Consider the following 22076-nt stretch of genomic DNA (forward strand, 5'->3'; position numbering starts at 1 on the left):
CCGGTGGCCGGCGGTGAACCTGGACAACCGACACCGTCGAACGTGACGCCCCGCAATCCTGTCGCATCCGCGCTGGTTGGGGCACAGTGGTGCTATGACGAATCCGAAGGATGCGGGCAAGCAGCCGCCGGGGCGGGCGCCCGGATCGCGGAAGGTGCCCAACCCGGGCGACGTCCTGGCCGCGGCCCAGTCGGCGGTGGAGGCGGCGCAGACAGCGGCCGGGCAGGCGCTCGATGCCGCGCGGCTGACCGCCGGCTACTCCTTCGACGCGGCGGTGCGGCTGCCACCGGCCTCGGCCCAGCTAGCCGCCCAACTGCCCGATCTGCTGGACAACCTGTCCACCGCCATCGACCGGCTCAACTCCACCATCGACCGCCTCGACCGCACCCTGGCCCTGGCCGATCCCGCGTTCGCCGCCTACGACCGGTTGCTGCCGCGCCTGGAGGCGATGATCTCGCTGGGAGAGGACCTGTTCGGCGCGCTGTCGAAGCTACCGGGCGTGAGCATGCTCGGACGGCTGGCGGGCCGCGGTGAGGAGCCTCCGGTACCGGAAACGAAGAGCCAGTCGGGCCGATCCAAGCGTCGTTAGCGCCCGGCGATGGCGCGGTGGGTGGCCGCGGCCTTCAGCACCATCTCCGCGTGCTCCTCGTCCGGCACCGAGTCGAGCACGATGGCGCCGCCCGCGCCGATGTGCCACCGGCCCTCGTGCCGGACGGCGGTGCGGATGACGATATTGAGGTCGGCGGTCCCACCGAGGCCCAGGAAGCCGATGGTGCCCGAATAGACCCCGCGCGCCCGGGTTTCCAGCTGGTCGATGATCTCCATGGTGCGCAGCTTGGGTGCACCCGTCATCGAACCGCCGGGGAAACACGCGCGCACACAGTCGATCACGCCCGCCTCGGGACGCAGCGTGCCGCGCACGGTCGACACCAGCTGGTGCAGCGTCGAATACGTTTCGGTGGCCATCAGTTTCGGCACGTGCACGCTGCCGATCTCGCAGACGCGGCCCAGATCGTTGCGTAGGAGATCGACGATCATCAGGTTCTCGGCCCTGGTCTTGGGGCTGGCGGCGAGCTCGCGGCACAGTCGCTCGTCCTCGGCGGGGGTGGCGCCGCGCGGGGCGGTGCCCTTGATCGGTTTGCTCTCCACGGTGCGATGGCGGTCGATCTTCAGGAAACGCTCGGGGGAGGAGCAGGCGATCTCGAGGTCGCCGAAGCGCAGGTAGGCGGCGTACGGGGCGGGGTTGCAGCGGCGCAGCGTGCGGTAGACGTCGAGCCCTTGGGCCGTCGCGGGCACGGTGGCGGTGTCGGTCAGGCAGATCTCGTAGGACTCGCCCGCCCGCAGCGCGTCCTGGCAGACGGCGATATCGATCAGGTAGCGCTCCCGGCCGCGTTCGAGGGCCGCCGCGACCGCCTCGGTATCGGCGTCGATCGCGAGGGCCGGCGGATTGGCCCAGGTCGGCAGGGATTCCAGCGCCTCGGCAGTGGTCCGCAACCACTCGGCGGCGCTGTCCGGGGCATCGGTCACGGCGAGCAGGTACGTGCGACCGGCCTCGTGATCGACCACCACGAGCCGGTCGGCGAAAATCCACTGCGCGTCCGGCGTTTCCGCTCGATGCGCCGCGGCGGCCCCGCACTCCGCCTTCACCTCGTAGCCCAGATAGCCCACATACCCGCCGGTGAAATCGAAAGGCAGATCGGGCAATTCGATCCGCCGCTCGCGCAGCCTGGCATCCAGGTAGTCGAGAATCCGGCCCGGCACCGTGTGCTCACCGTCGGCGCGGGTCACGTGCACGATTCCGGTGCCGACCCGGTACCGGACCACCTCCGCCAGCGGTCCGCTCGCATCGCCGAGGAATGAGAACCGATCCAGTCCGGGCTCGACGTGTTCGCTGTCGAGCCAGAACGCCGTCGGGGAGTGGGCGTAAAGCTGCAGGAATATCGCCTCGGTATCTACCGCCCGGTCGATCACCAGGTGCTCGATTCGCAGGGGCGTTGAGCCGGATTCGCTGTTGGCGCCCGGCGATCGTTGGGTGGTCGCCATCGTCGAGGAAGAGGCGACCGGTGAGGGAGGTGCCGCAGCTGTCGGGGAGTCGTCGCCTGGCGTGGTGCCTGTTGTCGAAGCGGCGACAGCGGCCTGCGTAGTGCCCGCTGCCGCAATGGCATCCGCAAGCGCAGCGGGGGCCTCGTGGCGATCGGCCGGTGCGGAGGTGATAGTCGTCGCCGGACGAGCGGTAGGCGACGGGATCGAGCCACCGACGACCGCCGCAGAACCTTCCGTGTGCGAGGCGGACGCTCCGACGGCAACCGGCGCCGAACGCTCCGTGCGGCCTCGATGTTCGGCTGTCAACCTGGCGAAGTTGGCGAGAATCGCCGCCCCGTACTCGCTCGCGATCGACTCCGGATGGAACTGCACTCCCCACTGCGGCCGGCCGCGATGACGCACACCCATCACCACGCCGTCCGACGAGCGCGCCGTTACCTCCAGCGCATCGGGCAGCGGGTCGGCCGCGCACAGCGAGTGATACCGCACCGCGGTGAACTGCTGCGGCAGCCCCGCGAACAGCCCGCTGCCGTCGTGGTCGATCCGGTCGAGATAGCCGTGCCGGGCGGCCGGCGCCGCGTCCACCACGCCGCCCTCGGCCAGCACGATCGCCTGATGGCCCAGGCACACGCCGAGCAGCGGCAGGCCGGTCTCGCCGATCACCGCGGCCGAGATCCCGATATCGCGGGCGACGTCGGGGCGGCCGGGGCCGGGAGAGATGACGATGTTGTCGAACCGGTCCAGTCGCAGCCGGCGCACCGTCCGCGCCTCGTCATTGCGCACGACCGTCGGCTCGGTCCCATATACCTTGCTGATCAGCTGATACAGGTTGTAGGTGAACGAGTCGTAGTTGTCGATCAACAGCGTGCGCATGGTGTTCCGAACCCTACGCTGCGGCCCGATCGGATAACTGCGGTCAGCTGCCTTCAGATTTGCGTGCGCGGTGGTGCAGAATGTGGGACATGTCTGTTGCGCAACCGGTAGGTGTGGACCGCGAGGTCGTCGATTTCGGTGTGGTCGGCAAGTGGATGACCGAACAGGGTCTGCCCGACGGTGAATTCGAGGGAGTCACCGAACTCGGCGGCGGCACCCAGAACATCATGCTGCGGTTCACCCGCGGTGGGCGTGACTACGTGCTGCGGCGGGGGCCGAAGCATCTGCGCGCCAAAAGCAACGAGGTCATCCGGCGTGAGGCCCGGCTGCTCGGCGCGCTGGGCGACACCGAGGTGAAGGCACCCCGGATGATCGCGGCCTGCACCGACGAATCGGTGCTCGGCGCGGTCTTCTACCTGATGGAGCCGATCACCGGCTTCAACCCGCAGAACGAACTGCCCGAGCTGCATGCCGGCGATCCGGAGGTCCGGCGGCAGATGGGGCTGTCGGCCGTCGAAGCGATCGCTCGCCTCGGCTCGCTCGACTACCAGGCGCTCGGCCTCGCCGACTACGGCAAGCCGGAAGGCTTCCTGGAACGCCAGGTTCCGCGGTGGATGGGCGAACTCGAGTCCTACTCCACCAACGAGGGCTACCCCGGCCCCGACATCCCCGGCGTCGAGCGGGTGGGGGAGTGGCTGGACCGCAATCGTCCGGCCCAGTGGGCCCCGGGCATTCTGCACGGCGACTGCCACCTGGCCAACATGATGTTCTCCTACGACGGGCCCGAGGTCGCCGCCATGGTCGACTGGGAGATGTCGACCATCGGCGATCCGCTGCTGGATCTGGGCTGGCAGATCGCCACCCGGCCGATGCCGGGCACCACCGGTGCGGCGCTGGTCGGCAAGCTCGGCGCGGTCGGCGGGCTGCCCACCCCGGAGGAGATGGTCGCCCACTACGCGAAGTTCTCCGAACGCGATCTGAGCGCGGTCACCTGGTACACCGTGCTGGCCTGCTTCAAGCTCGGCATCGTCCTCGAGGGCACGCACGCGCGGGCCTTCGCGGGCAAGGCGCCCAAGCAGGTCGGTGATTTCCTGCACGCCATCACCCTGGAACTGTTCGAGCGCGCGCAGGGCCTGATGGAGTGACTGGATCTTGCCGGAACCTCGGCCGGATTTTGGTGGATAGGGATATTCCGCCACTCTAGGGTGGTCGCATGCCTATCGAGCCCGATGTGAAGGACTGGACCTGGGTGCTGGAGCGGCCCTGTCCGGAATGTGGATTCGACGCCACGGCGGTGTCCTATGCGGACATCCCTGATCGGGCTCGCGAGTGCGCGGCTCGGCTGCGGGACGCCTTGGGGCGCGCCGACGTCGCCGTCCGGCCGGATGAGCACACCTGGTCCGCACTCGAATACGCCGCGCACGTGCGCGACGTCTGCCGGGTCTTCGCGTATCGGGTGGCCGTGGCCGCCGCGGCGCCCGCCATGGATCCGGGTGTGGCCGCCTTCAATCCGGCCGTCACGATGGTGGACGGGCTGCCGCAGTTCGCCAACTGGGATCAGGACGCGGCCGCACTCGCCGGGAACTACCGCGACCTGGATCCCGCGGTGCTCGGCGCGGAGCTGGCGGTGGCCGCCGATGCCGTGGCCGAGGTGATCGCGGCGGTGCCGGCCGGTGATCGCGATCGCCGGGTGCGGCGCGGCGGCGGCTCGACCTTCACCGTGGAAACGCTGGCGCAGTACTTCCTGCACGACCTCGTGCACCACGTCCACGACGTCGGCTGCTGAAAACGGATTCCAATACTAGAACGTGTTCGCGCAGCTCGCGTGTCCTCATAGATGAATTTTCCAGCACCCACTAGAACGCGTTCCAATTTTCTCGTACTGTGGGTGCAGTCACATTGAAGCACGCGAGAGGTCGACAGGAATGAAGACGAAGGGCGCGATCCTGTGGGGGATCGATGAGCCGTGGTCGGTGGAAGAGATCGAGATCGGCGACCCGGTCGCCGGCGAGGTGCAGATCCGCATGGAGACCGCGGGCATGTGCCATTCGGACCACCACATCGTCACCGGCGCGACGCCGATGCCGAGCTTCCCCGTCATGGGCGGCCACGAAGGCGCGGGCGTGATCACCAAACTCGGCCCCGGCGTGCCGAGCGACCTCCAGGTCGGCGACCACGTCATCCTGTCGTTCATCCCGGCCTGTGGTCGCTGTCCGGCCTGCGTCGCGGGCAATATGGCGCTGTGCGACCTCGGCGCGGGCCTGCTGCTCGGCCAGGCCATCAGCGACGGCACCTACCGCATCCAGGCCCGGGGCGAGAACGTCATCCCGATGTGCCTGCTCGGCACCTTCTCGCCGTACATGACCGTGCACCACACCTCGGTCGTCAAGATCGACCCGTCGATTCCGTTCGAGGTCGCCTGCCTGGTCGGCTGTGGTGTGCCCACCGGCTTCGGCTCCTCCACCCACGTCGCCAATGTCATGCCTGGTGAAACGGTCGTCATCGCGGGCATCGGCGGCGTCGGCATGAGCGCCCTGCAGGGCGCGGTGCTCTCGGGCGCCTCCAAAGTCGTTGCCATCGACCCCAACCCGTGGAAGCGGGAGCAGGCGCAGAAGTTCGGCGCCACCCACACCTATGCCAGCATGGCCGAGGCCATCATGCCGCTGATGGACGCCACCGAAGGCCGGATGGCCGAGAAGGTCATCCTCACCATGGGCGAAATGCACGGCGACTACATCGAAGAGGGCCTGATCCTCACCGCCAAGGCCGGCACGCTGGTCGTCACCTCGATGGGCCGGATGGACGCGGGCGAGGTGAAGATGAACAGCTTCCTGCTGTCGATGCTGCAGAAGACGGTGAAGGGCTGCATCTTCGGCGGCGGCAACGCCCGCCAGGACGCCCCGCGCCTGCTCGCGCTGTACAAGTCCGGCCAGCTCAACCTGGACGACATGGTGACCCGCACCTACTCCCTGGAAGAGATCAACCAGGGCTACCAGGACATGCTGGACGGCAAGAACATCCGCGGCATCATCAAATACACCGACGCTGATCGCTGAGGGTTACCGCTCGGCGGGTAGCGATCCGGATGACGACCAGTCCTCTGGTATCGGCTCGCCGAGCGGCCCGATTCAGCCGACGCAGCGCAGAAGTGCCTCGCGTAGATTCCGGCTGCGGACGTCGTCCAGCACCGCCATGCCGAGGCGGTTCATGACGTAGCCGAAGCCGAATCCGGTGCTGGGGTCGGCGAATCCGAAGGAGCCGCCGAGGCCGGTGGTGCCGTAGGCGCGCTTGTCGGAGCCGAAGCGGAAGGCGCCGCGCGATTTGCGGAAGCCCAGATGGTAGCGGCTCTTGGTGTGCAGCACCAGATCATCGGCGGGGACATCGTCGGCGGTGTCGGCGGCGGCCAGCCGGTCCAGCACCGCGTCGTCGATGGGCAGTGCGCCGGTGCGGCCCGCGGCGGCGCCGTAGATCGAGGCCAGGGCGCGGGCCGAACCGACACCGCCGTGACTGGCCACGCCGAGGTCGAGGAATTCCCGCCGGGTGGCGCGGGCCGGGGCGCCGAAGCGCGGATTGGTCAGCGCCGCATAGGACAGGCCGCGCTTGGTGTAGACCTCGGCGCCGATGCGCAGCGGGATATCGCGTTCGTAGCGCAGGATGTCGAGGCCTTTGGTCGAGGAAAGGATGGCGACCCGGTCGAGGCTCTGTTCGGCGGGCAGGCCGATGAAGAAGTCCAGGCCCAGCGGGGTCGCGAGTTCGTCGGCGAAGAACCGGCCGATGGTGCGGCCTCGAGGGTCCACGCGGCGCAGCAGTTCGCCTTGGTAGAGGCCGAGAGTCAGCGCGTGATAACCGTGCCGGGTGCCGGGCCGCCACGCGGGTTTCTGCGCGGCCAGGATCTCGGCGAGCCCCTCGAGATCGGCCACCTGGGCGGCCTTCACGGGGCGATCGAGTCCCGACAGGCCGGCCTGATGGTCGATCAGCTGACGCACCGTGATCGCGTCCTTGCCGTTGGCCGCGAATTCGGGCCAGTACTTCGCCACCGGCTGTTCGTAATCGAGCAGACCCCGCGACACCGCCACCGCCAGCGCGAACGCCGCCATGCCCTTGGTCGAGGAGAACACCGGCACGATGGTGTCGCGCTCCCACGGCAGCACCCGTTCGCGGTCGCGGAAGCCGGCCCACAGATCCACCACCGGGCGATCGCCGTCGTAGATCGCGACGGCGGCGCCGATCTCGCCGTGCTGGGCGAAGTTGCGGCGGAAAGCGTCGGCGACGGGGCCGAAACCGGCCGCCACGTCGCCGTGGATCGTGGGCTGCTCACTCATGGTTACTCGATGGTATCGGCGCCGGTCTCGTAGGCTCGGCTGCGTGCGTGCACTCGAGCAGATCAGCGATTGGCCGGTACGGCATGCGGCGGCCGCCGTGGTATTCGACGACGGGCAGACCGCCGTCGCGGGCGATACCGGCCGGGTCTTCCGCTTGGCGTCGGTGACCAAACCCCTGGCCGCCTACGCGGTGCTGATCGCGATCGAGGAAGGCGCGATCGAACTCGATCAACCCGCCGGTCCGCCGGGCTCGACGGTGCGGCACCTGCTCGCGCACACCTCCGGGCTGGCCTTCGACACCACCGATGTGATGGCCGAACCCGGGCAACGGCGCATCTACTCCAGTTCCGGCTTCGAAGTGCTGGCCGATTTCGTGGCGGAGCAGACCGGCATCGCCTTCGACGACTACCTGCGCGACGCCGTCTTCACCCCGCTCGGCATGACGTCGTCGGTGCTGGACGGATCCGCCGGTCACGCCTGCCGTTCCAGCGTGGACGATCTGCTGCGCTTCGCCGCGGAACTGCTGCATCCGCAGCTGATCTCGGCCGAGACCCACGCCGAGGCGACGACCGTCCAGTTTCCCGGCCGCAATGGTGTGCTGCCCGGCTTCGGATCTCAGCGCCCCAACGACTGGGGACTCGGATTCGAAATCCGCGATGGGAAGTCCCCGCATTGGACCGGTTCGGCGAATTCGCCGCGAACCTACGGCCATTTCGGGCAATCCGGCACATTTTTGTGGGTCGACCCGGAAGTCGGCTTGGCGTGTCTCGCCTTGAGCGACGAGAATTTCGGCGATTGGGCACGAGCGGTGTGGCCGCCGTTCAGCGATGCGGTGATCGCGGAGGCGACACGCCGAAGCAACTCGTCCGCTAAGTAACAGGTGTAACACCGGACACTCGAGTACACTCGGGCAACGCCAGTTCGACAGGCCGTTGGGGAAGACGTTCCTCGTCGAAGCTGGAGGTGTCTGTGGTGCGCGCATCGAGTCAGTTCGCGGATGCGACGGCGGGTGTGGTCTACATCCACTCGTCGCCTGCCGCGCTGTGCCCGCACATCGAGTGGGCCCTCGCCTCTGCTCTCGGAGCCCCCGCCACACTGCGCTGGACCGCCCAGCCGGCCGCCGCCGGCCAACTGCGGGCAACCAGCGACTGGGTCGGCCCCGTCGGCACCGCCGCGCGCATCGCCCAAGCCCTCCGCTCCTGGCCCGTGCTGCGCTTCGAGGTCACCGAGGACCCCAGCGAAGGCGTCGACGGTGAGCGCTACAGCTTCGTCCCCACCCTCGGCCTCTGGCACGGATCCACCAGCGCCAACGGCGATGTCACCATCGGCGAGATGCGCCTGCGCGTGATGCTGCAAACCGCACGCGAACTCGACAAGTACTCCGGCTACGACCTCGCCGCCGAACTCGACCGCGCCCTCGGCACCGCCTGGGACGAAGACCTCGAGGTCTACCGCGGTGGCAGCGAAGGCGCCGAGGTCACCTGGTTGCGCCGCGACGTGGGGTAGGCCCTGGCGCAGAGCCGCTGCGGCGGTCGGAGCCACCCTGACGATCCCGGGTCGGAAACCGCTCGCCCGGCTGGTGATGTGCTCCAGAGATGGGCGAATACGCGCATGTCACTCGGCACACGAATGGGTATTTCGCCCGAGGTGGGGGCTCGGGTTCGAACCATAGCGTCGGAAGCCTCGTAACCATCGGTTCAGGAGGCGACCATGACCACCCAGCACATCGAGACTCTCATCATCGGGGCCGGACAGGCCGGACTGTCGACGGGCAGCGCGCTGCGGCGGCGACAGCGACCGTTCCTGATCGTCGACCGCAATGACCGCATCGGCGACAACTGGCGCTGCCATTACGATTCGCTGCGGCTGTACTCGCCGGCGAAATACGACGGGCTATCGGGCCTACCGTTCCCGTCGGCCGACCCGTGGAGCTACCCGGGTAAGGACGAGGTCGCCGACTACCTGGAGCGCTACGCGGTGCACTGGGATCTGCCGGTACGCCTGCGCACCGGCGTCGACCGGCTCACCGCCCGCCCGGGCGGCGGATTCGTGGCACGGCTCGGTACCGACACCATCACCTGCGACAACGTCGTCATCGCGACGGGCACCTTCGGCCGCACGCCCGCCATCCCCGATTTCGCCACCGAGTTGGATCCGGCGATCACCCAACTGCATTCGAGCCGGTACCGCAGGCCGGATCAACTGGCACCCGGCCCCGTGCTGGTGGTCGGTGCGTCCCATTCCGGCACCGACATCGCCTACGAACTGGCGCGCACCCACCGAACCATCCTCTGCGGCCGCGATTGCGGGCAGATTCCGGTGCGCTGGGACACCAGCGCCATCAAGCTCGCGTTGCCGGTGCTGGTGTTCATGTGGCGGCATGTGCTCACCCGCCGTACTCCGATCGGCCGGAAGATGATGCGGGAGATCCGCTTCCACGGCGGTCCGATGTTGCGGGTGAAGCGGTCCGATCTGGACGAGCGCGGGGTCCGCCGAATCACCGCGCGGATGCGGGGAGTTCGCAACGGGCGTCCGGAACTCGACGACGGCACGGTGCTCGACGTGCGGAACATCGTGTGGGCGACGGGGTTCCGTCAGGTGTTCGACTGGATCGACCTGCCCATTTTCGACGCGGACGGCTGGCCGAAGGAATACCGTGGCGTGGTCGCCGACGCGCCGGGCCTGTTCTTCTGCGGGTTGAGTTTCCAGTACGCGTTTTCCTCGATGGTATTTCCCGGGGTCGGCCGGGACGCGGAGTACGTGGCACGGCGGATCGCCGCGCGGGCGGAGGAACTCGCCGTGCCCGCGGCCGCCGCATGAGGCCACCGACGCGCTCCCGACACCCTCGACCAGCGCGTATCGTCCGATAACAGGTGATGCGCGATGGGCGTGATCGACAGTTTGCGGCAGGCGCGTGAGGCCTACGAGCGACGCGAATGGGTGGCGGCCTTCCAGGCGCTGTCCGAGTCGGACGCCGATGCCCTGCGCGGCGATGATTTCGCGCGCCTGGCCGCCGCCGGCTACCTGACCGGCCACACCAACGACAGCATCCAGGCCATGCAGCGCGCCTACCGGATGCATCTGGACGACGGCAATCGGCTCGCCGCCGTCCGGTGCGCCTTCTGGCTGGCCCAGACCCTGCTGATGACGGGCGAATCCGCGGTGGCGGGCGGCTGGGTGGGCCGGGCGCAGCGGTTGCTCGACGAGGTGCCCGGCGATGTGGTCGAACGCGGCTACGTCCTGGTCTCGGTCATGCTCCGCCACGTCTTCGCCGGTGAGTTTCCCGCCGCGGCCGAATGCGCCGACCGGATCACCGGCTACGGGCACCGCTTCGGCGACCCGGACCTGACCGCCATGGGACTGTCGGTCCAGGGCAGGCTGACGCTCTATCGCGGCGACGTGCGCGCGGGGCTCGCGCTGATGGACGAGGCCATGGCCTGCATCGCCGCCGGGGGCGTGTCGACGATGTTCGCCGGCCACATCTACTGCTCGATGATCGAGGCCTGCCAGGAGATCGCCGACTTCGGCCGCGCCGAGCAATGGACGATGGCGCTGACGTCCTGGTGCGCCGACCAGCCCGGCCTGGTGCTGTTCACCGGCCAGTGCGCGGTGCATCGTGGCCAGCTGATGCGCCTGCACGGCGCCTACGACGCCGCACTGGAGGAATTCGAGCTGGCCGTGCACCGCTACCTCGCCGCCGAGACCACCTCGGCTGCCGGGTTGGCGCTGGCCGAGCGCGGTGACGTGTTGCGCATCCGGGGCGAATTCGCCGGCGCCGAGGCCGCCTACGCCGAGGCGATCGGCTTCGGCCACGATCCGCAGCCCGGCCCGGCCCTGCTGTGGCTGGTTCGGGGCCGCGGTTCGGCGGCGGTGCGCGCGATGCGCGGGCTGCTCGCGCGCACACCGGACCCGGTGCATCGCTGCCGGGTGTTGCCTGCCGCGATCGAGGTGCTGCTGGCGGCGCGGGAGACCGACGACGCCGCCGCGCTCTGCGCCGAGCTGACCGAGATCGCCGCGAGCTCCGGATGCGCCTCGTTGCGTGCGATGGCGGCGCGGGCCGCGGGGTGTGTCGCGATCGCACAGGGCGACTGCGCCGAGGCGGTGACCCAGCTGCGTCGTGCCGTGCGTGGGTGGACTGAACTCGGGGCGCCCTATGAGACCGCACGGTGCCGGGTCGACCTCGGGCGGGGGCTGCGCGGGCTGGGGGATGAGGACTCGGCGCGCTCGGAGTTCGCCGCGGCCCGCCGCGTCTTCGCCGAACTCGGCGCCGGGCCCGCCGAGCGTGACGTCGCGGCGCTGCTGCGGCCCAGCGCGCCCGGCGGGCTGTCGGCCCGCGAAATCGAGGTGCTGCGCCTGGTGGCGATCGGCCGCAGCAACCCCGAGATCGCGGCGGCGCTCGTGCTGAGCGAGAAGACGGTGGCGCGGCACCTGTCCAATATCTTCGCCAAGCTCGACGTCACCTCGCGCACCGCCGCGGCCGCCTTCGCCTACGAGCACGACCTCGCCTGAACTCGGCCTGCCATCGCCCCCTCATCCGGTGTCGCCGGGCGCCCTCGTTTCCCAACTACCGTCCGCGTTTGTGTAAGGTTGCCCAGGTCGTCGAGCAGTGGGGAGGTGGTCGGAATCCGAGCACGCCGTGAAGCCGGACCGGCCGGGGTCGACGCCCAGCCGAGTCCATGGCCAGTCAACACACACCCCTCCTTATGACACAGAGTCTGCGCACGTTGCCCACCCGCTGGTCCCGGATAGTGCCGTGGGTCATCCCGGTGCTGCTGTCGATCGCCGTCGCTTTCTGGCTGTCGGACCAGATCTCCCGTGGCTTCATCGACCTCGAGGTGTACCGGATCGGGATCGACACCCTGCGCGACGGCGGCGATCTGTACGGCGACCTGCCGGAAACCTCGTTCGGCATCGGCCTGCCGTTCATCTATCCGCCATTCGCGGCGCTGGCGCTGTCGCCGTTCGCGCTGCTGCCCTGGAATGTGGCCGTGATCAGCTACTTCACGGTGTCGGTTGCCGCGCTCGCGCTGACGCTGTTCCTGGTGGCCCGGCGGATGTGGCCGCAGCAGCGTGGTCTGAGCTGGTGGGCGGCCGCGACCGCGCTGCCGCTGACGCTGCTGCTCGAGCCGACCGTCTCCACGCTGGACTTCGGCCAGGTGAACCTGATCCTGATGGGCCTGGTCGCCGCCGACTGCCTGCCGGAGAAGACCAAATGGCCGCGCGGCGTGCTCGTCGGTCTCGCCGCGGCGATCAAACTGACCCCGGCCGCGTTCGTGCTCTACTTCCTGGTGCGCCGCGACTACAAGGCCGCGATCACCGCCGCCGCCACCGGCGCGACGGTCACCGCGCTGGCCTTCGCGGTGCTGCCGCGCGAATCGTTCGAGTACTGGTTCGGCGGCGGCAATATGTCCGGACTGTCCGGTTCGGTGTTCCACACCAACCAGTCCATCCAGGGTGTGCTGGCCCGCTTCGGCATCTCCGGTATCGCCTTCACCGCACTGTGGCTGGTGCTGGCCGCGCTGGCGTTGGCGGTGGTGTACGCGATCATGCGCAAGGTCGCCGATATCGCGCCGCTGGCGCTGTTCGCCAACGCGCTGCTGGCCGTGCTGGTGTCGCCGATCTCGTGGTCGCATCACTGGGTGTGGGTTGCGCCCGGCATGCTGATCCTGGTGGGGTACGCGGGCATGTTGCCGCGCCGGGTGTCGATCGCCTGCTATCTGGTGGCGGCCGCGGCGGCCTGGGTGTTCTACATCGCTCCGCACGAGCGAGTCCCGCAGGGCGACGATCGCGAACTCGGCTGGTCCATCGGCCAGCACCTCGTCGGCGATGCCTACGTGTGGGCGGCATTGCTGCTGCTGGGGTGGATCGCGCTGGCCAGCCGGGCGCGGGGTGCGACGCCGGAGCCGGAGGCGGTCGCCGAGGCCGACGAGGTGGTGGTCGCGCCGACGCTGCGGTGAGTTCCCGTAGCGCATCTCGGCAGCGGTGGTGGGCCGGGTCCCGCCACGTCGTATGGCCCTGGCACAGGTCTCTATGGCCTGCACCGAGTCGGTGCGGAGCGTGCCGATCGTCCGAACCGCCGCCGGGGCCGGCTCTTCGGCGTGGGTCCGAAAGTCCTGGCCGGGCGCAACTACGCTCGGCGCGTGGCGATCGAACTGAGGTCGGACGGCCCTTCGCGAGATCGAACGCACCGGTGGTGGCGGGTGATCCTCGTGGGGCTGGCCGCGCTGCTTCTCGGCGGCACCGGGCAGGCCGGGGTGTCCTCGGCGCAGAACCCGGAAGCGGTGCAGCAGATCGCAGCTCCGCCCAGCTACACCGGGACCGTGGACAACAGTGCCGATTGCCGGCGGGAGTACCGGACGCGGGGCTTCGAACCGGCGGACGGGCGGCGTCATCCGTTGTTCCTGTACTTCGTCGGCACCAACTTCGGCAAGGACCCCGAAGCCGACATCCGGGACAACATTCCCGCCGCGAACGCCGTGACCGAGGCGATGGCGCGCCGCGGCTTCGTCGCGCTCATGGTCGACTACGACAACACCGTGCTCGCCCTGCTCAGCGACCACCGCAACCAGACCCGCTGCCTGTTCGCCCCGCACGAACCGCGCAGCCTGCTGAGGGTGGCCTGCGCGCTGGAGACCGTCGACTGCGATCTCGGAATCGCGACATGGGGGCACAGCCAGGGCGGTGCCGTCGCCCACCTGGCCCCCAATCACGACCCGCGGGTCCGCGCGGTGTGGACCACCGGCTACGGCGGCGACATGCCCTCGGTGCTGCCGGTCAACCGCCTGCGGGTGCTGGCCGGTGAGAACGAGAACAACGGCAAACCCGAGGTCCTGAACAAGGCCGCCGGTTTCACCCCGCAGGAGTGCCCCGACGATGGCCGCAGCCAGTGCCTGCGCGCCGACGGCAGCGGCTGGATCATCGTCCGCAAGGCCGACGTCCAGACCACCGCCGACCACTGCTGGTTCTACCGCTTCACCTGCAGCTCCGCCGAAACCTTCCTCGAACCGAGCTGGACCGATCGTGGATCGACCAAGGCGTACGCGATCGAACCGAATGCCGAGTGGGTGGCGAAGGTCGTGCGTTCGCCGGAGTCGGCACCGATGCCAAGGTAAGCATTCGGCGCTTCCTGTCGTGCGTTCGCCGGCGCCGGGACCGACGCCCAGGTAAGCACTCGGCGAGTGGAGCTGCCCGGTGGCGCTCAGTCGGCGATGATGCCGGCGAACGTGCGCCAGCGGCGTTGACGGTGCCGGAACAGGAACGTGACGAACTGGCGCAGCCCGAGCGCGCGCCAACCGTCTTCGATCTCGATCTCGTCGGTGTAGCGGCAGCGGTTGTCGCCGAGCGGGGTGAAGGTGAGCCGGTGATTCCAGACCCGCACTAGGCCCCCGTGTTCGTTGGTGTAGATCTCGGTCGGCTCGAGCCGCACCACCGTCATGTGGTGTTTCCACGCCGGGATCACCCCGAACATCCACATCCGCGCCGTCCCCGACGCCCCCGCTTCGAGCCGCTCCGGCAGATCCAGCCCCGTCATCCGAATGATCGGCGCGAGAACGTATTCGAACATCTCCGGTTTCTGCGCGAGCCGCCAGGCCGCCTCGGCGGAGATGGGCAGTTCGGTGCTCACCGCTACCTTGCTCATGCTGCCATCCTTTCCGCAATCCCCTTCCGGTGCAATGACTTCCACACGCCGGTTCGGCCCGGCAGCACGACCGGCTCACGATCGATCACGGCTCGCCGGCTACTTGCAAGGGGCATCAGGGTTTTCAGTCGCTGAAGCTGCTGCACGCTCAGATCTTGATGACACGGACGCCTGAACCGCAGAGTGTCTGGAGGTCATCCGGATCCGAGGTCAGAATGGTAGCCGGAGCAGGCGCGGTGAGCGCGGTGGCTGCCACGATCGCGTCCAAGGCGTACTTGTGGCCGTGTAAGCCGGCGGCGGCGAGAAGCTTGCTCGCACGGCGGGCGATCACTTCGTCCGGCGGCACCACGTTGACTCGGGAAACGGCGTAATCGAAACGTGCCTGGTTGGTTTTCGGGTGTCGCGCCTCGACGAGGGTTACCGAACTGATGATGACGCGGAAGTCCTCGGCTTCTGCGGCTGTCAGCCACTCGGTCAGCTCGGGCGTACGAAGTATGAGCTTGGACAAGCCTTCACAGTCGAGGACGAGAGTGCCGCTCACGCGGCATCTTCGGAATCGGCAGATGGGTTGCGCAGGAGTGCGCGTTTGGCTTCGACCGCTGTGCTGTCGACTGGTCCGTGTGATGCCTCGGCGTCTTCGATGAGTTCGCGCAACCGGTCCCGTTCCAATTGGCGCTGGATCAGTGCTTCGACGTAACCGGACATGCCCCGCTTACCCGTGCGGGCCTTGAGGGCCGCAATGGTGCCCTCGTGCAGGGAGACGGAGACGGGACGGACCGGGCCTTCGCCGGGAGCCGGAACGGTCATGTCCACATCTTAACAAAAAGATTGTTAAACAAGTTGTGGGCGCAGACGGGTTCGAACCGCCGACCGCTGGTGTGTAAAACCAGAGCTCTACCGCTGAGCTATACGCCCGGGCGCTGCCGGCGATCAAACCGGCGGCGACGGGTTATGAATCTAGCGCGGCGAGCGCTTTCTCCCAAGCTGCCTGGTCACGGGGCTCGCCGGGGGCGTTCATTTCCGCGAAACGGATGTAGCCGTCCTTGTCGACGACGAAGGTGCCGCGGTTGGGGTAGCCGGATTTCTCGTTGAACACGCCGTAGGTTTGGGCGACGGCGCCGTGCGGCCAGAAATCGGACAGCAGGGGGAAGGTGTAGCCCTGTTCGGCGGCCCAGATCTTGTGGGTGGGCGGCGGGCCGACGGAGATCGCGATGATCTCGGCGTCGTCGTTTTGGAACTTGGGCAGCTCGTCGCGCACCTTGCACAGCTCGCCCTGGCAGATGCCGGTGAACGCCAGCGGGAAGAAGACCACGAGCACGTTCTTCTTGCCCCGGAAGTCCGACAGGCTGACTTCCTGGTTGTTCTGATCCTTCAGCGTGAAGTCCGGCGCGAGGGTGCCTACCTCGAGTGGCATCGCTGATCCTCCATCATGTCGGGCCCGGCCGGGCGGCGCGTACACATCGCCCGGCCGCAACCTTAGGTGAAACGCCGGTCAGCGCTGTTTGGAGGGGGCCTTCGGCTGGACAAGGCGGCTGCCCGCCCAATCGCCGAGGCTGATCGCCGAGGTCTGGGTCAGTCCCGCGGTGGGGGCTGCCTCGGCGATCTCGCTGGGATCGACATGTCCGGGCTGGCCGGTCTTGGGGGTGAGCACCCAGATGAAACCGTCGTCGGCGAGCGGTCCGATCGCCTCCATCAGCTCGTCGACCAGGTCGCCGTCACCGTCGCGCCACCACAGCAGCACGACGTCGATGACCTCGTCGGAATCCTCGTCCAGCAGTTCCGTTCCGATGGTTTCCTCGACGTCGGCCCGAAGGTCGTCGTTGGTGTCCTCGTCCCAGCCCAGCTCCTGGACGACCAAGCCGTGGGTGATGCCAAGCTTCTGAGCGAAATTCTGCGCGTCCGCCGCGGCGACCACGGTGGTGTCCTCCTCAATATGCCGACTACAGGTAGGTGCAAGCGAACATGGTTATCGGCCGCAACGCAAGCCGATCCGATGAATTGGCCATCGGATGTCGCGGGAATTCGAGCTCGATCAGCGTGCCGAGCAGTCGTCGCGTACCGCGTTGCGCGCGTCGTTGACGCGGCGGCTGGCGTCGTTGAGCGGGCCCACCGGCGCGGTGTAGTGCATACCCCTGGTGGCCTGCGCCAACGCCCGTGCCGCGTTGACGTACTCGGTGAGCTTGGTCTTCAGGTCCGCAGGCAGGTCGTCCTTGGCCGCGTTGACGCCGGCCTCGACCTTGTTGGCGGCATCTTCCAGGGTGTTCGCGGCGGTATCGCGTTTGGCGTCGTAATCGGGGGCGTTCGAGTCGTGCGCGTCGACGAACTCGTTGTACTTACTGACCCCGACACCGGTGATGACGGGGAACTGCCCGCAGTTGTCGGCGATGGCCTTGGCCTGCGCCGCGGCCTTGCGTGAGGAGGTCGCCGCCGCCGAGGACGACGCCGCGTAGGTTTTGTAGGCCGACAGGTCGGCGGCATTGGGCGCGGCGGTGCCGTCCACGCTGTTCGAGCAGCCCGCGATCGTCGCTCCCGCGATCAGCGCTGCGGCCGCGCACACCAGCCCGACCCCGCGTGGGTCCAGCAGTTTCATCGTCCTCCCCGCTCTCATTTCTCGTGTCCGATCGATATCCGGGCAGCCCCCGAACACCGGTCCACACCGGAAACTGCCGAGTAACCCGTCGAGGAGAAACCGTACTGGATTTGTGGCTGACATGATGACCTGGGACGCATCCTCGGCAAGGATGGAGGGTGCGCCCGGACTTTCGTAAACGGGTGGTCCGCCCACCAGAGTGGCCGCCCGGGGAAACAGACGCCATCAGCTTGTCCGCCCCATGTACGAGGAGCAGATTTGACCGACCTGATCCACTCTTCCGCTCCAGCGCAACCCGCTGTACCCGATTCCACGCCGCCCGGTGCCCGCGACGCGAACGGATCGTCTGCCGGCCGTCAGACCGGCGAACGGGTCCGGGTGATCCGCGAAGGCGTGGCGTCCTACCTGCCCGATATCGATCCCGAGGAGACCAGCGAATGGCTGGAATCCTTCGACGACATGCTCGACCGGGAAGGCCCGGGACGCGCGCGCTATCTGATGCTGCGCCTGCTCGAGCGTGCCGGTGAGCGCCGGGTCTCGATTCCCGCGCTGACCTCCACCGATTACGTCAACACCATCCCCACCGAGAACGAGCCGTGGTTCCCCGGCGACGAGGAAGTGGAGCGCCGCTACCGCGCCTGGATCCGCTGGAACGCCGCGATCATGGTGCATCGCGCGCAGCGTCCCGGTATCGGCGTGGGCGGCCACATCTCGACCTACGCGTCCTCGGCGGCGTTGTACGAGGTCGGCTTCAACCACTTCTTCCGCGGCAAGGACCATCCCGGCGGCGGCGATTCGATCTTCATCCAGGGCCATGCCTCGCCCGGTATCTATGCCCGCGCCTTCCTCGAGGGCCGGCTGTCGACCGATCAGATGGACGGATTCCGCCAGGAATACAGCCACGGCGGTCCCGGCAAGGGCCTGCCGTCCTACCCGCATCCGCGCCTGCTCGACAACTTCTGGGAGTTCCCCACGGTGTCGATGGGCCTGGGCCCGATGAATGCCATCTATCAGGCGCGGTTCAACCACTACCTGCACGATCGCGGGATCAAGGACACCTCCGATCAGCACGTGTGGGCCTTCCTCGGCGACGGTGAGATGGACGAGCCGGAGTCGCGTGGGCTGATCCAGGTGGCGGCCAACGAGGGCCTGGACAATCTGACCTTCGTCATCAACTGCAACCTGCAGCGCCTGGACGGCCCGGTGCGCGGCAACGGCAAGATCATCCAGGAGCTGGAGTCGTTCTTCCGCGGTGCGGGCTGGAACGTCATCAAGGTGATCTGGGGCCGGGAGTGGGATGCGCTGCTGGGCGCCGACCGCGACGGCGCGCTGGTGAACTTGATGAACACCACCCCCGACGGCGACTACCAGACCTACAAGGCCAACGACGGCGCCTACGTGCGCGATCACTTCTTCGGCCGCGACCCGCGCACCAAGGCACTGGTGGCGGATCTGTCCGATCAGGAGATCTGGAACCTCAAGCGCGGCGGTCACGACTACCGCAAGGTCTATGCCGCTTACGCCGCGGCGATGGCGCACAAGGGTCAGCCGACGGTGATCCTGGCCAAGACCATCAAGGGCTACACCCTCGGCAAGCACTTCGAGGGCCGCAACGCCACCCATCAGATGAAGAAGCTGACGTTGCAGGACCTCAAGGACTTCCGCGACCTGCAGCGCATCCCGATCAGCGATGCCGAGCTGGAGAAGGATCCGTACCTGCCGCCGTACTACCACCCGGGTATGGAGGCGCGCGAGATCCAGTACATGCTCGACCGGCGCAAGGCGCTCGGTGGGTTCCTGCCGGAGCGGCGTACCTCGGCGCAGCCGCTGAAGCTGCCCGGTGATGAGGCCTACCGTTCGGTGCGCAAGGGTTCCGGCAAGCAGAACGTGGCCACCACGATGGCGTTGGTGCGGCTGATGAAGGAACTGTTGCGGGACAAGGAGATCGGCAAGCGGATCGTGCCGATCATCCCGGACGAGGCCCGCACCTTCGGCATGGACTCGTGGTTCCCGTCGCTGAAGATCTACAACCGCAACGGCCAGCTCTACACCTCGGTCGACGCGGAACTGATGCTCGCCTACAAGGAGAGCACGGTCGGCCAGATCCTGCACGAGGGCATCAACGAGGCCGGTTCGACCGCGTCGTTCACCGCGGCGGGCACCTCCTACGCCACCCACGGCGAGCCGATGATCCCGCTCTACATCTTCTATTCGATGTTCGGGTTCCAGCGCACCGGTGACGGCTTGTGGGCCGCGGCCGATCAGCTGGCGCGTGGATTCGTGCTCGGCGCCACCGCCGGTCGCACCACGCTCACCGGCGAGGGTCTGCAACACAACGACGGCCACTCGCTGCTGCTGGCTTCCACGAATCCCGCGGTGGTCACCTACGATCCGGCGTTCGCCTTCGAGATCGCTCATATCGTGCGCGACGGCTTGCGCCGGATGTACGGCGGCGGGAAGCCGGAAACGGGTCCGTACGCGATGCCGGGTACCGAGTCGCACCTGCGCGATGAGGCCGATGTGTTCGGCGGCGAGAACGTCTTCTACTACATCACCCTGTACAACGAGCCGTACCAGCAGCCGGCCGAGCCGGACAACCTGGATGTGGCGGGTCTGCTCAAGGGCATCTACCTGTACAAGCCGGGTGCCGAAGGCGATGTGCGCGCCCAGATCCTGGTTTCGGGTGTTACCGTGCCCGACGGTGTGCGCGCCCAGGAGCTGCTCGCCGAATGGGGTGTGGCGGCCGATGTGTGGTCGGTGACCTCGTGGGGTGAGCTGCGCAAGGAGGCGCTGGCCAAGGAGATCGCTGCGCTGCGGGCGCCTGGCAGCGAGCCGGCGGTGCCGTATGTCACCGAGGCGCTCTCGCGGGTCCAGGGTCCCTACATCGCCGCGACCGACTGGATGCGGGCGGTGCCCGATCAGGTGCGGCAGTGGGTGCCCGGTGAGTTCGTCACCCTCGGCACCGACGGTTTCGGCTTCTCCGACACCCGTCCGGCCGCGCGCCGGGTGTTCAATGTCGACGCCGAATCCATCGCCGTGGCGGCGCTGGAGGCGCTGGTGCGGGCGGGCAAGGTCGAACAGTCCGTGCTCACCCAGGCCGCCCAGCGCTACCGCATCGACGACGTGGACGCCGCGCCGAAGCCGGTGGCGGGCGCGGACGGGGAAACCGAATAGCGCACCATTAGAGGGTGGATCGAAAACCGCCGCGGCCGCGCCGGATCTCCGACGGCTCCTCCGAGCACGAGGTGTATCTGCCGACCGGCGCGCTCTCACCGAACCGGCAGACCCGCGACCCGCTCCCGGACACGCTGCTCAAACGCGTGAAGCAGTTCTCGGGGCGACTGTCCACCGAGGCCGTCGGGTCGATGCAGGACAGGTTGCCGTTCTTCGCCGATCTGGACGCCGCGCAACGCGCCGGCGTCCAGATGCTGGTGCAGACCGCGGTGGTGAACTTCCTGGAGTGGTTGCAGGATCCCGACAGCGATATCCGGTTCAGCCTGGACGCCTTCCAGGTGATTCCGCAGGATCTGGCGCGGCGGCTGACGCTGCGCCAGACCGTGGACATGGTCCGGGTGGCCATGGAGTTCTTCGAACAGTGGCTGCCCGCGCTGGCGCGCAACGACCGGCAGCTGGTGGCGCTCACCGAGGCGGTGCTGCGATACGGGCGTGAGCTCGGGTTCGCGGCCGCCTCGGTGTATGCCAGCGCGGCCGAATCCCGGGGCGCCTGGGATACCCGGCTCGAGGCGCTGGTCGTCGACGCCGTGGTGCGCGGGGATACCGGCCCGGACATGCTCTCCCGGGCCGCCACCCTCAACTGGGACGCCACCGCGCCGGCCACCGTGCTGGTCGGCACCCCGCCCAGGGATCAGGGCGTCTCGGTGGTCGGCGGGGTGCACACCATCGCCGCCCGGCACGGACGTGCGGCGCTGGCGGTGGTGCAGGGCTCGCGGCTGGTGATGGTGGTCAGCGGCCATCTCGACGAGACCGCCCAGGTGTCGTCGTTTCTGTCGGACCTGCTCAACGAGGTGTTCTCGGACGGCCCGGTGGTGATCGGCCCGACCACCCGCACCCTGGGCGCCGCGCACGCCAGCGCGGTCGAGGCACTGGCCGGTATGGAAGCGGTGATCGGGTGGCGGGGCGCCCCGCGACCGGTGCATGCGTCGGAATTGCTGCCCGAACGAGCCCTGCTGGGGGACCGAGCTGCGATCGAGGCGCTGAACGAGTATCTTGTCCTTCCGTTGGCCGCGGCGGGATCGGCGCTGGCGGACACTCTCGATGCCTATCTGGATTGTGGTGGCGCGGTCGAGACGTGTGCCCGTCAGCTGTACGTCCATCCAAATACCGTTCGCTACCGCCTCAAACGAATCGGTGAGATCACCGGGCGCGATCCGCTCAATCCGCGGGATGCGTACGTGCTCCGGATTGCCGCCACAGTAGGTCGTTTGACACGAACTCGTAACGAATCGTCAACACCAGCACCTGAGGCCACTTACGTCTCGACCGATGGAGATGGGTTGTAACGCCGGCAGCGGCTGTGTCGATCGGGACGAGCCACGTGGCGTTTTGTGGAGTTCACACAAAACGGGTCGGCAAGCTTCATTCGCGTCGA

Annotated in this window: 20 protein-coding genes and 1 tRNA gene; 12 read left to right on the top strand and 9 right to left on the bottom strand. The window is 68.2% G+C overall.

Features of this window, described 5'->3' with window-relative positions; translation table 11 throughout:
- The first annotated feature begins 94 nt into the window (after positions 1–94).
- The gene (locus NOCYR_RS08280) at positions 95–589 is read left to right on the top strand and encodes a hypothetical protein (RefSeq protein ID WP_014349904.1); all 495 of its coding nucleotides are present in this window, start codon (positions 95–97) and stop codon (positions 587–589) included.
- On the opposite strand, the gene pabB is transcribed toward NOCYR_RS08280, so the two are convergent.
- On the bottom strand, positions 586–2916 hold the full coding sequence (pabB, locus tag NOCYR_RS30320) for an aminodeoxychorismate synthase component I (protein WP_014349905.1): 2331 nt from the start codon (positions 2914–2916) through the stop codon (positions 586–588). The genes NOCYR_RS08280 and pabB overlap by 4 nt on opposite strands.
- A gap of 89 nt (positions 2917–3005) precedes the next feature.
- Here pabB and NOCYR_RS08290 point away from each other — a divergent pair, with 89 nt between their 5' ends.
- The 3 genes from NOCYR_RS08290 (at position 3006) to NOCYR_RS08300 (ending at position 5972) form a co-directional block, all read left to right on the top strand.
- Positions 3006–4061, top strand: coding sequence for a phosphotransferase family protein (locus tag NOCYR_RS08290; protein WP_048833178.1), 1056 nt, complete (start codon positions 3006–3008; stop codon positions 4059–4061).
- Positions 4062–4129: 68 nt separating this feature from the next.
- On the top strand, positions 4130–4702 hold the full coding sequence (locus NOCYR_RS08295) for a DinB family protein (RefSeq protein WP_014349907.1): 573 nt from the start codon (positions 4130–4132) through the stop codon (positions 4700–4702).
- A gap of 139 nt (positions 4703–4841) precedes the next feature.
- Complete coding sequence (locus NOCYR_RS08300) at positions 4842–5972, top strand: NDMA-dependent alcohol dehydrogenase (RefSeq protein WP_014349908.1); 1131 nt, start codon at positions 4842–4844, stop codon at positions 5970–5972.
- A gap of 72 nt (positions 5973–6044) precedes the next feature.
- On the opposite strand, the gene NOCYR_RS08305 is transcribed toward NOCYR_RS08300, so the two are convergent.
- Positions 6045–7238 (bottom strand): serine hydrolase domain-containing protein, encoded by a 1194-nt coding sequence (locus tag NOCYR_RS08305; RefSeq protein WP_014349909.1) that lies wholly within the window; start codon positions 7236–7238, stop codon positions 6045–6047.
- 43 nt (positions 7239–7281) lie between these two features.
- Between NOCYR_RS08305 and NOCYR_RS08310 the strand changes: the two genes are divergently transcribed.
- The 6 genes from NOCYR_RS08310 (at position 7282) to NOCYR_RS08335 (ending at position 14350) form a co-directional block, all read left to right on the top strand.
- Positions 7282–8115 (top strand): serine hydrolase domain-containing protein, encoded by an 834-nt coding sequence (locus NOCYR_RS08310; protein WP_014349910.1) that lies wholly within the window; start codon positions 7282–7284, stop codon positions 8113–8115.
- A gap of 95 nt (positions 8116–8210) precedes the next feature.
- Positions 8211–8744, top strand: a complete 534-nt coding sequence (locus NOCYR_RS08315; protein WP_048834010.1) for a DUF3145 domain-containing protein — start codon at positions 8211–8213, stop codon at positions 8742–8744.
- A gap of 204 nt (positions 8745–8948) precedes the next feature.
- Positions 8949–10058 (top strand): flavin-containing monooxygenase, encoded by a 1110-nt coding sequence (locus NOCYR_RS08320; protein ID WP_014349912.1) that lies wholly within the window; start codon positions 8949–8951, stop codon positions 10056–10058.
- Between the two features lie 63 nt (positions 10059–10121).
- A complete protein-coding gene (locus NOCYR_RS08325; protein ID WP_014349913.1) occupies positions 10122–11747 on the top strand; it encodes a LuxR family transcriptional regulator in 1626 nt (541 codons plus the stop codon).
- Positions 11748–11941: 194 nt separating this feature from the next.
- On the top strand, positions 11942–13195 hold the full coding sequence (locus NOCYR_RS08330; RefSeq protein WP_148280569.1) for a glycosyltransferase 87 family protein: 1254 nt from the start codon (positions 11942–11944) through the stop codon (positions 13193–13195).
- Positions 13196–13438: 243 nt separating this feature from the next.
- A complete protein-coding gene (locus NOCYR_RS08335; RefSeq protein WP_014349915.1) occupies positions 13439–14350 on the top strand; it encodes an alpha/beta hydrolase family protein in 912 nt (303 codons plus the stop codon).
- Positions 14351–14436: 86 nt separating this feature from the next.
- Here NOCYR_RS08335 and NOCYR_RS08340 read toward each other — a convergent pair whose 3' ends face one another.
- The 7 genes from NOCYR_RS08340 to NOCYR_RS08370 form a co-directional block, all read right to left on the bottom strand.
- A complete protein-coding gene (locus tag NOCYR_RS08340; RefSeq protein WP_014349916.1) occupies positions 14437–14877 on the bottom strand; it encodes a hypothetical protein in 441 nt (146 codons plus the stop codon).
- Between the two features lie 148 nt (positions 14878–15025).
- A complete protein-coding gene (locus NOCYR_RS08345) occupies positions 15026–15418 on the bottom strand; it encodes a type II toxin-antitoxin system VapC family toxin (protein ID WP_014349917.1) in 393 nt (130 codons plus the stop codon).
- On the bottom strand, positions 15415–15684 hold the full coding sequence (locus tag NOCYR_RS08350) for a hypothetical protein (RefSeq protein WP_014349918.1): 270 nt from the start codon (positions 15682–15684) through the stop codon (positions 15415–15417). The genes NOCYR_RS08345 and NOCYR_RS08350 overlap by 4 nt, the downstream gene beginning before the upstream one ends.
- A gap of 36 nt (positions 15685–15720) precedes the next feature.
- Positions 15721–15792: transfer RNA gene (locus NOCYR_RS08355), tRNA-Val, on the bottom strand.
- Between the two features lie 34 nt (positions 15793–15826).
- Positions 15827–16291 carry a peroxiredoxin gene (locus tag NOCYR_RS08360; RefSeq protein WP_014349919.1) on the bottom strand — a complete coding sequence of 155 codons (465 nt, stop codon included), beginning with the start codon at positions 16289–16291 and terminating at the stop codon, positions 15827–15829.
- Between the two features lie 78 nt (positions 16292–16369).
- The gene (locus tag NOCYR_RS08365) at positions 16370–16792 is read right to left on the bottom strand and encodes a DUF3052 domain-containing protein (protein ID WP_014349920.1); all 423 of its coding nucleotides are present in this window, start codon (positions 16790–16792) and stop codon (positions 16370–16372) included.
- Positions 16793–16909: 117 nt separating this feature from the next.
- The gene (locus tag NOCYR_RS08370) at positions 16910–17467 is read right to left on the bottom strand and encodes a hypothetical protein (protein ID WP_014349921.1); all 558 of its coding nucleotides are present in this window, start codon (positions 17465–17467) and stop codon (positions 16910–16912) included.
- 378 nt (positions 17468–17845) lie between these two features.
- On the opposite strand from NOCYR_RS08370, the gene aceE reads away from it, so the two are divergent.
- Both aceE and NOCYR_RS08380 read left to right on the top strand, forming a co-directional pair.
- Positions 17846–20641: a pyruvate dehydrogenase (acetyl-transferring), homodimeric type gene (gene aceE / locus NOCYR_RS08375; protein WP_014349922.1), complete on the top strand. Its 2796-nt coding sequence runs from the start codon at positions 17846–17848 to the stop codon at positions 20639–20641.
- A gap of 44 nt (positions 20642–20685) precedes the next feature.
- Positions 20686–21987 carry a PucR family transcriptional regulator gene (locus tag NOCYR_RS08380; protein WP_370012589.1) on the top strand — a complete coding sequence of 434 codons (1302 nt, stop codon included), beginning with the start codon at positions 20686–20688 and terminating at the stop codon, positions 21985–21987.
- Positions 21988–22076 lie beyond the last annotated feature (89 nt).

The sequence above is a fragment of the Nocardia cyriacigeorgica GUH-2 genome, from assembly GCF_000284035.1.
GTDB classification, from domain to species: domain Bacteria; phylum Actinomycetota; class Actinomycetes; order Mycobacteriales; family Mycobacteriaceae; genus Nocardia; species Nocardia cyriacigeorgica_B.

Bases quoted from the DNA above. Each gene is read 5' to 3' on its own strand.
- NOCYR_RS08280 (WP_014349904.1), top strand. From the start codon at position 95: ATGACGAATCCGAAGGATGCGGGCAAGCAGCCGCCGGGGCGGGCGCCC.
- pabB (WP_014349905.1), bottom strand. From the start codon at position 2,916: ATGCGCACGCTGTTGATCGACAACTACGACTCGTTCACCTACAACCTG.
- NOCYR_RS08290 (WP_048833178.1), top strand. From the start codon at position 3,006: ATGTCTGTTGCGCAACCGGTAGGTGTGGACCGCGAGGTCGTCGATTTC.
- NOCYR_RS08295 (WP_014349907.1), top strand. From the start codon at position 4,130: ATGCCTATCGAGCCCGATGTGAAGGACTGGACCTGGGTGCTGGAGCGG.
- NOCYR_RS08300 (WP_014349908.1), top strand. From the start codon at position 4,842: ATGAAGACGAAGGGCGCGATCCTGTGGGGGATCGATGAGCCGTGGTCG.
- NOCYR_RS08305 (WP_014349909.1), bottom strand. From the start codon at position 7,238: ATGAGTGAGCAGCCCACGATCCACGGCGACGTGGCGGCCGGTTTCGGC.
- NOCYR_RS08320 (WP_014349912.1), top strand. From the start codon at position 8,949: ATGACCACCCAGCACATCGAGACTCTCATCATCGGGGCCGGACAGGCC.
- NOCYR_RS08325 (WP_014349913.1), top strand. From the start codon at position 10,122: ATGGGCGTGATCGACAGTTTGCGGCAGGCGCGTGAGGCCTACGAGCGA.
- NOCYR_RS08330 (WP_148280569.1), top strand. From the start codon at position 11,942: ATGACACAGAGTCTGCGCACGTTGCCCACCCGCTGGTCCCGGATAGTG.
- NOCYR_RS08340 (WP_014349916.1), bottom strand. From the start codon at position 14,877: ATGAGCAAGGTAGCGGTGAGCACCGAACTGCCCATCTCCGCCGAGGCG.
- NOCYR_RS08350 (WP_014349918.1), bottom strand. From the start codon at position 15,684: ATGACCGTTCCGGCTCCCGGCGAAGGCCCGGTCCGTCCCGTCTCCGTC.
- NOCYR_RS08360 (WP_014349919.1), bottom strand. From the start codon at position 16,291: ATGCCACTCGAGGTAGGCACCCTCGCGCCGGACTTCACGCTGAAGGAT.
- NOCYR_RS08370 (WP_014349921.1), bottom strand. From the start codon at position 17,467: ATGAAACTGCTGGACCCACGCGGGGTCGGGCTGGTGTGCGCGGCCGCA.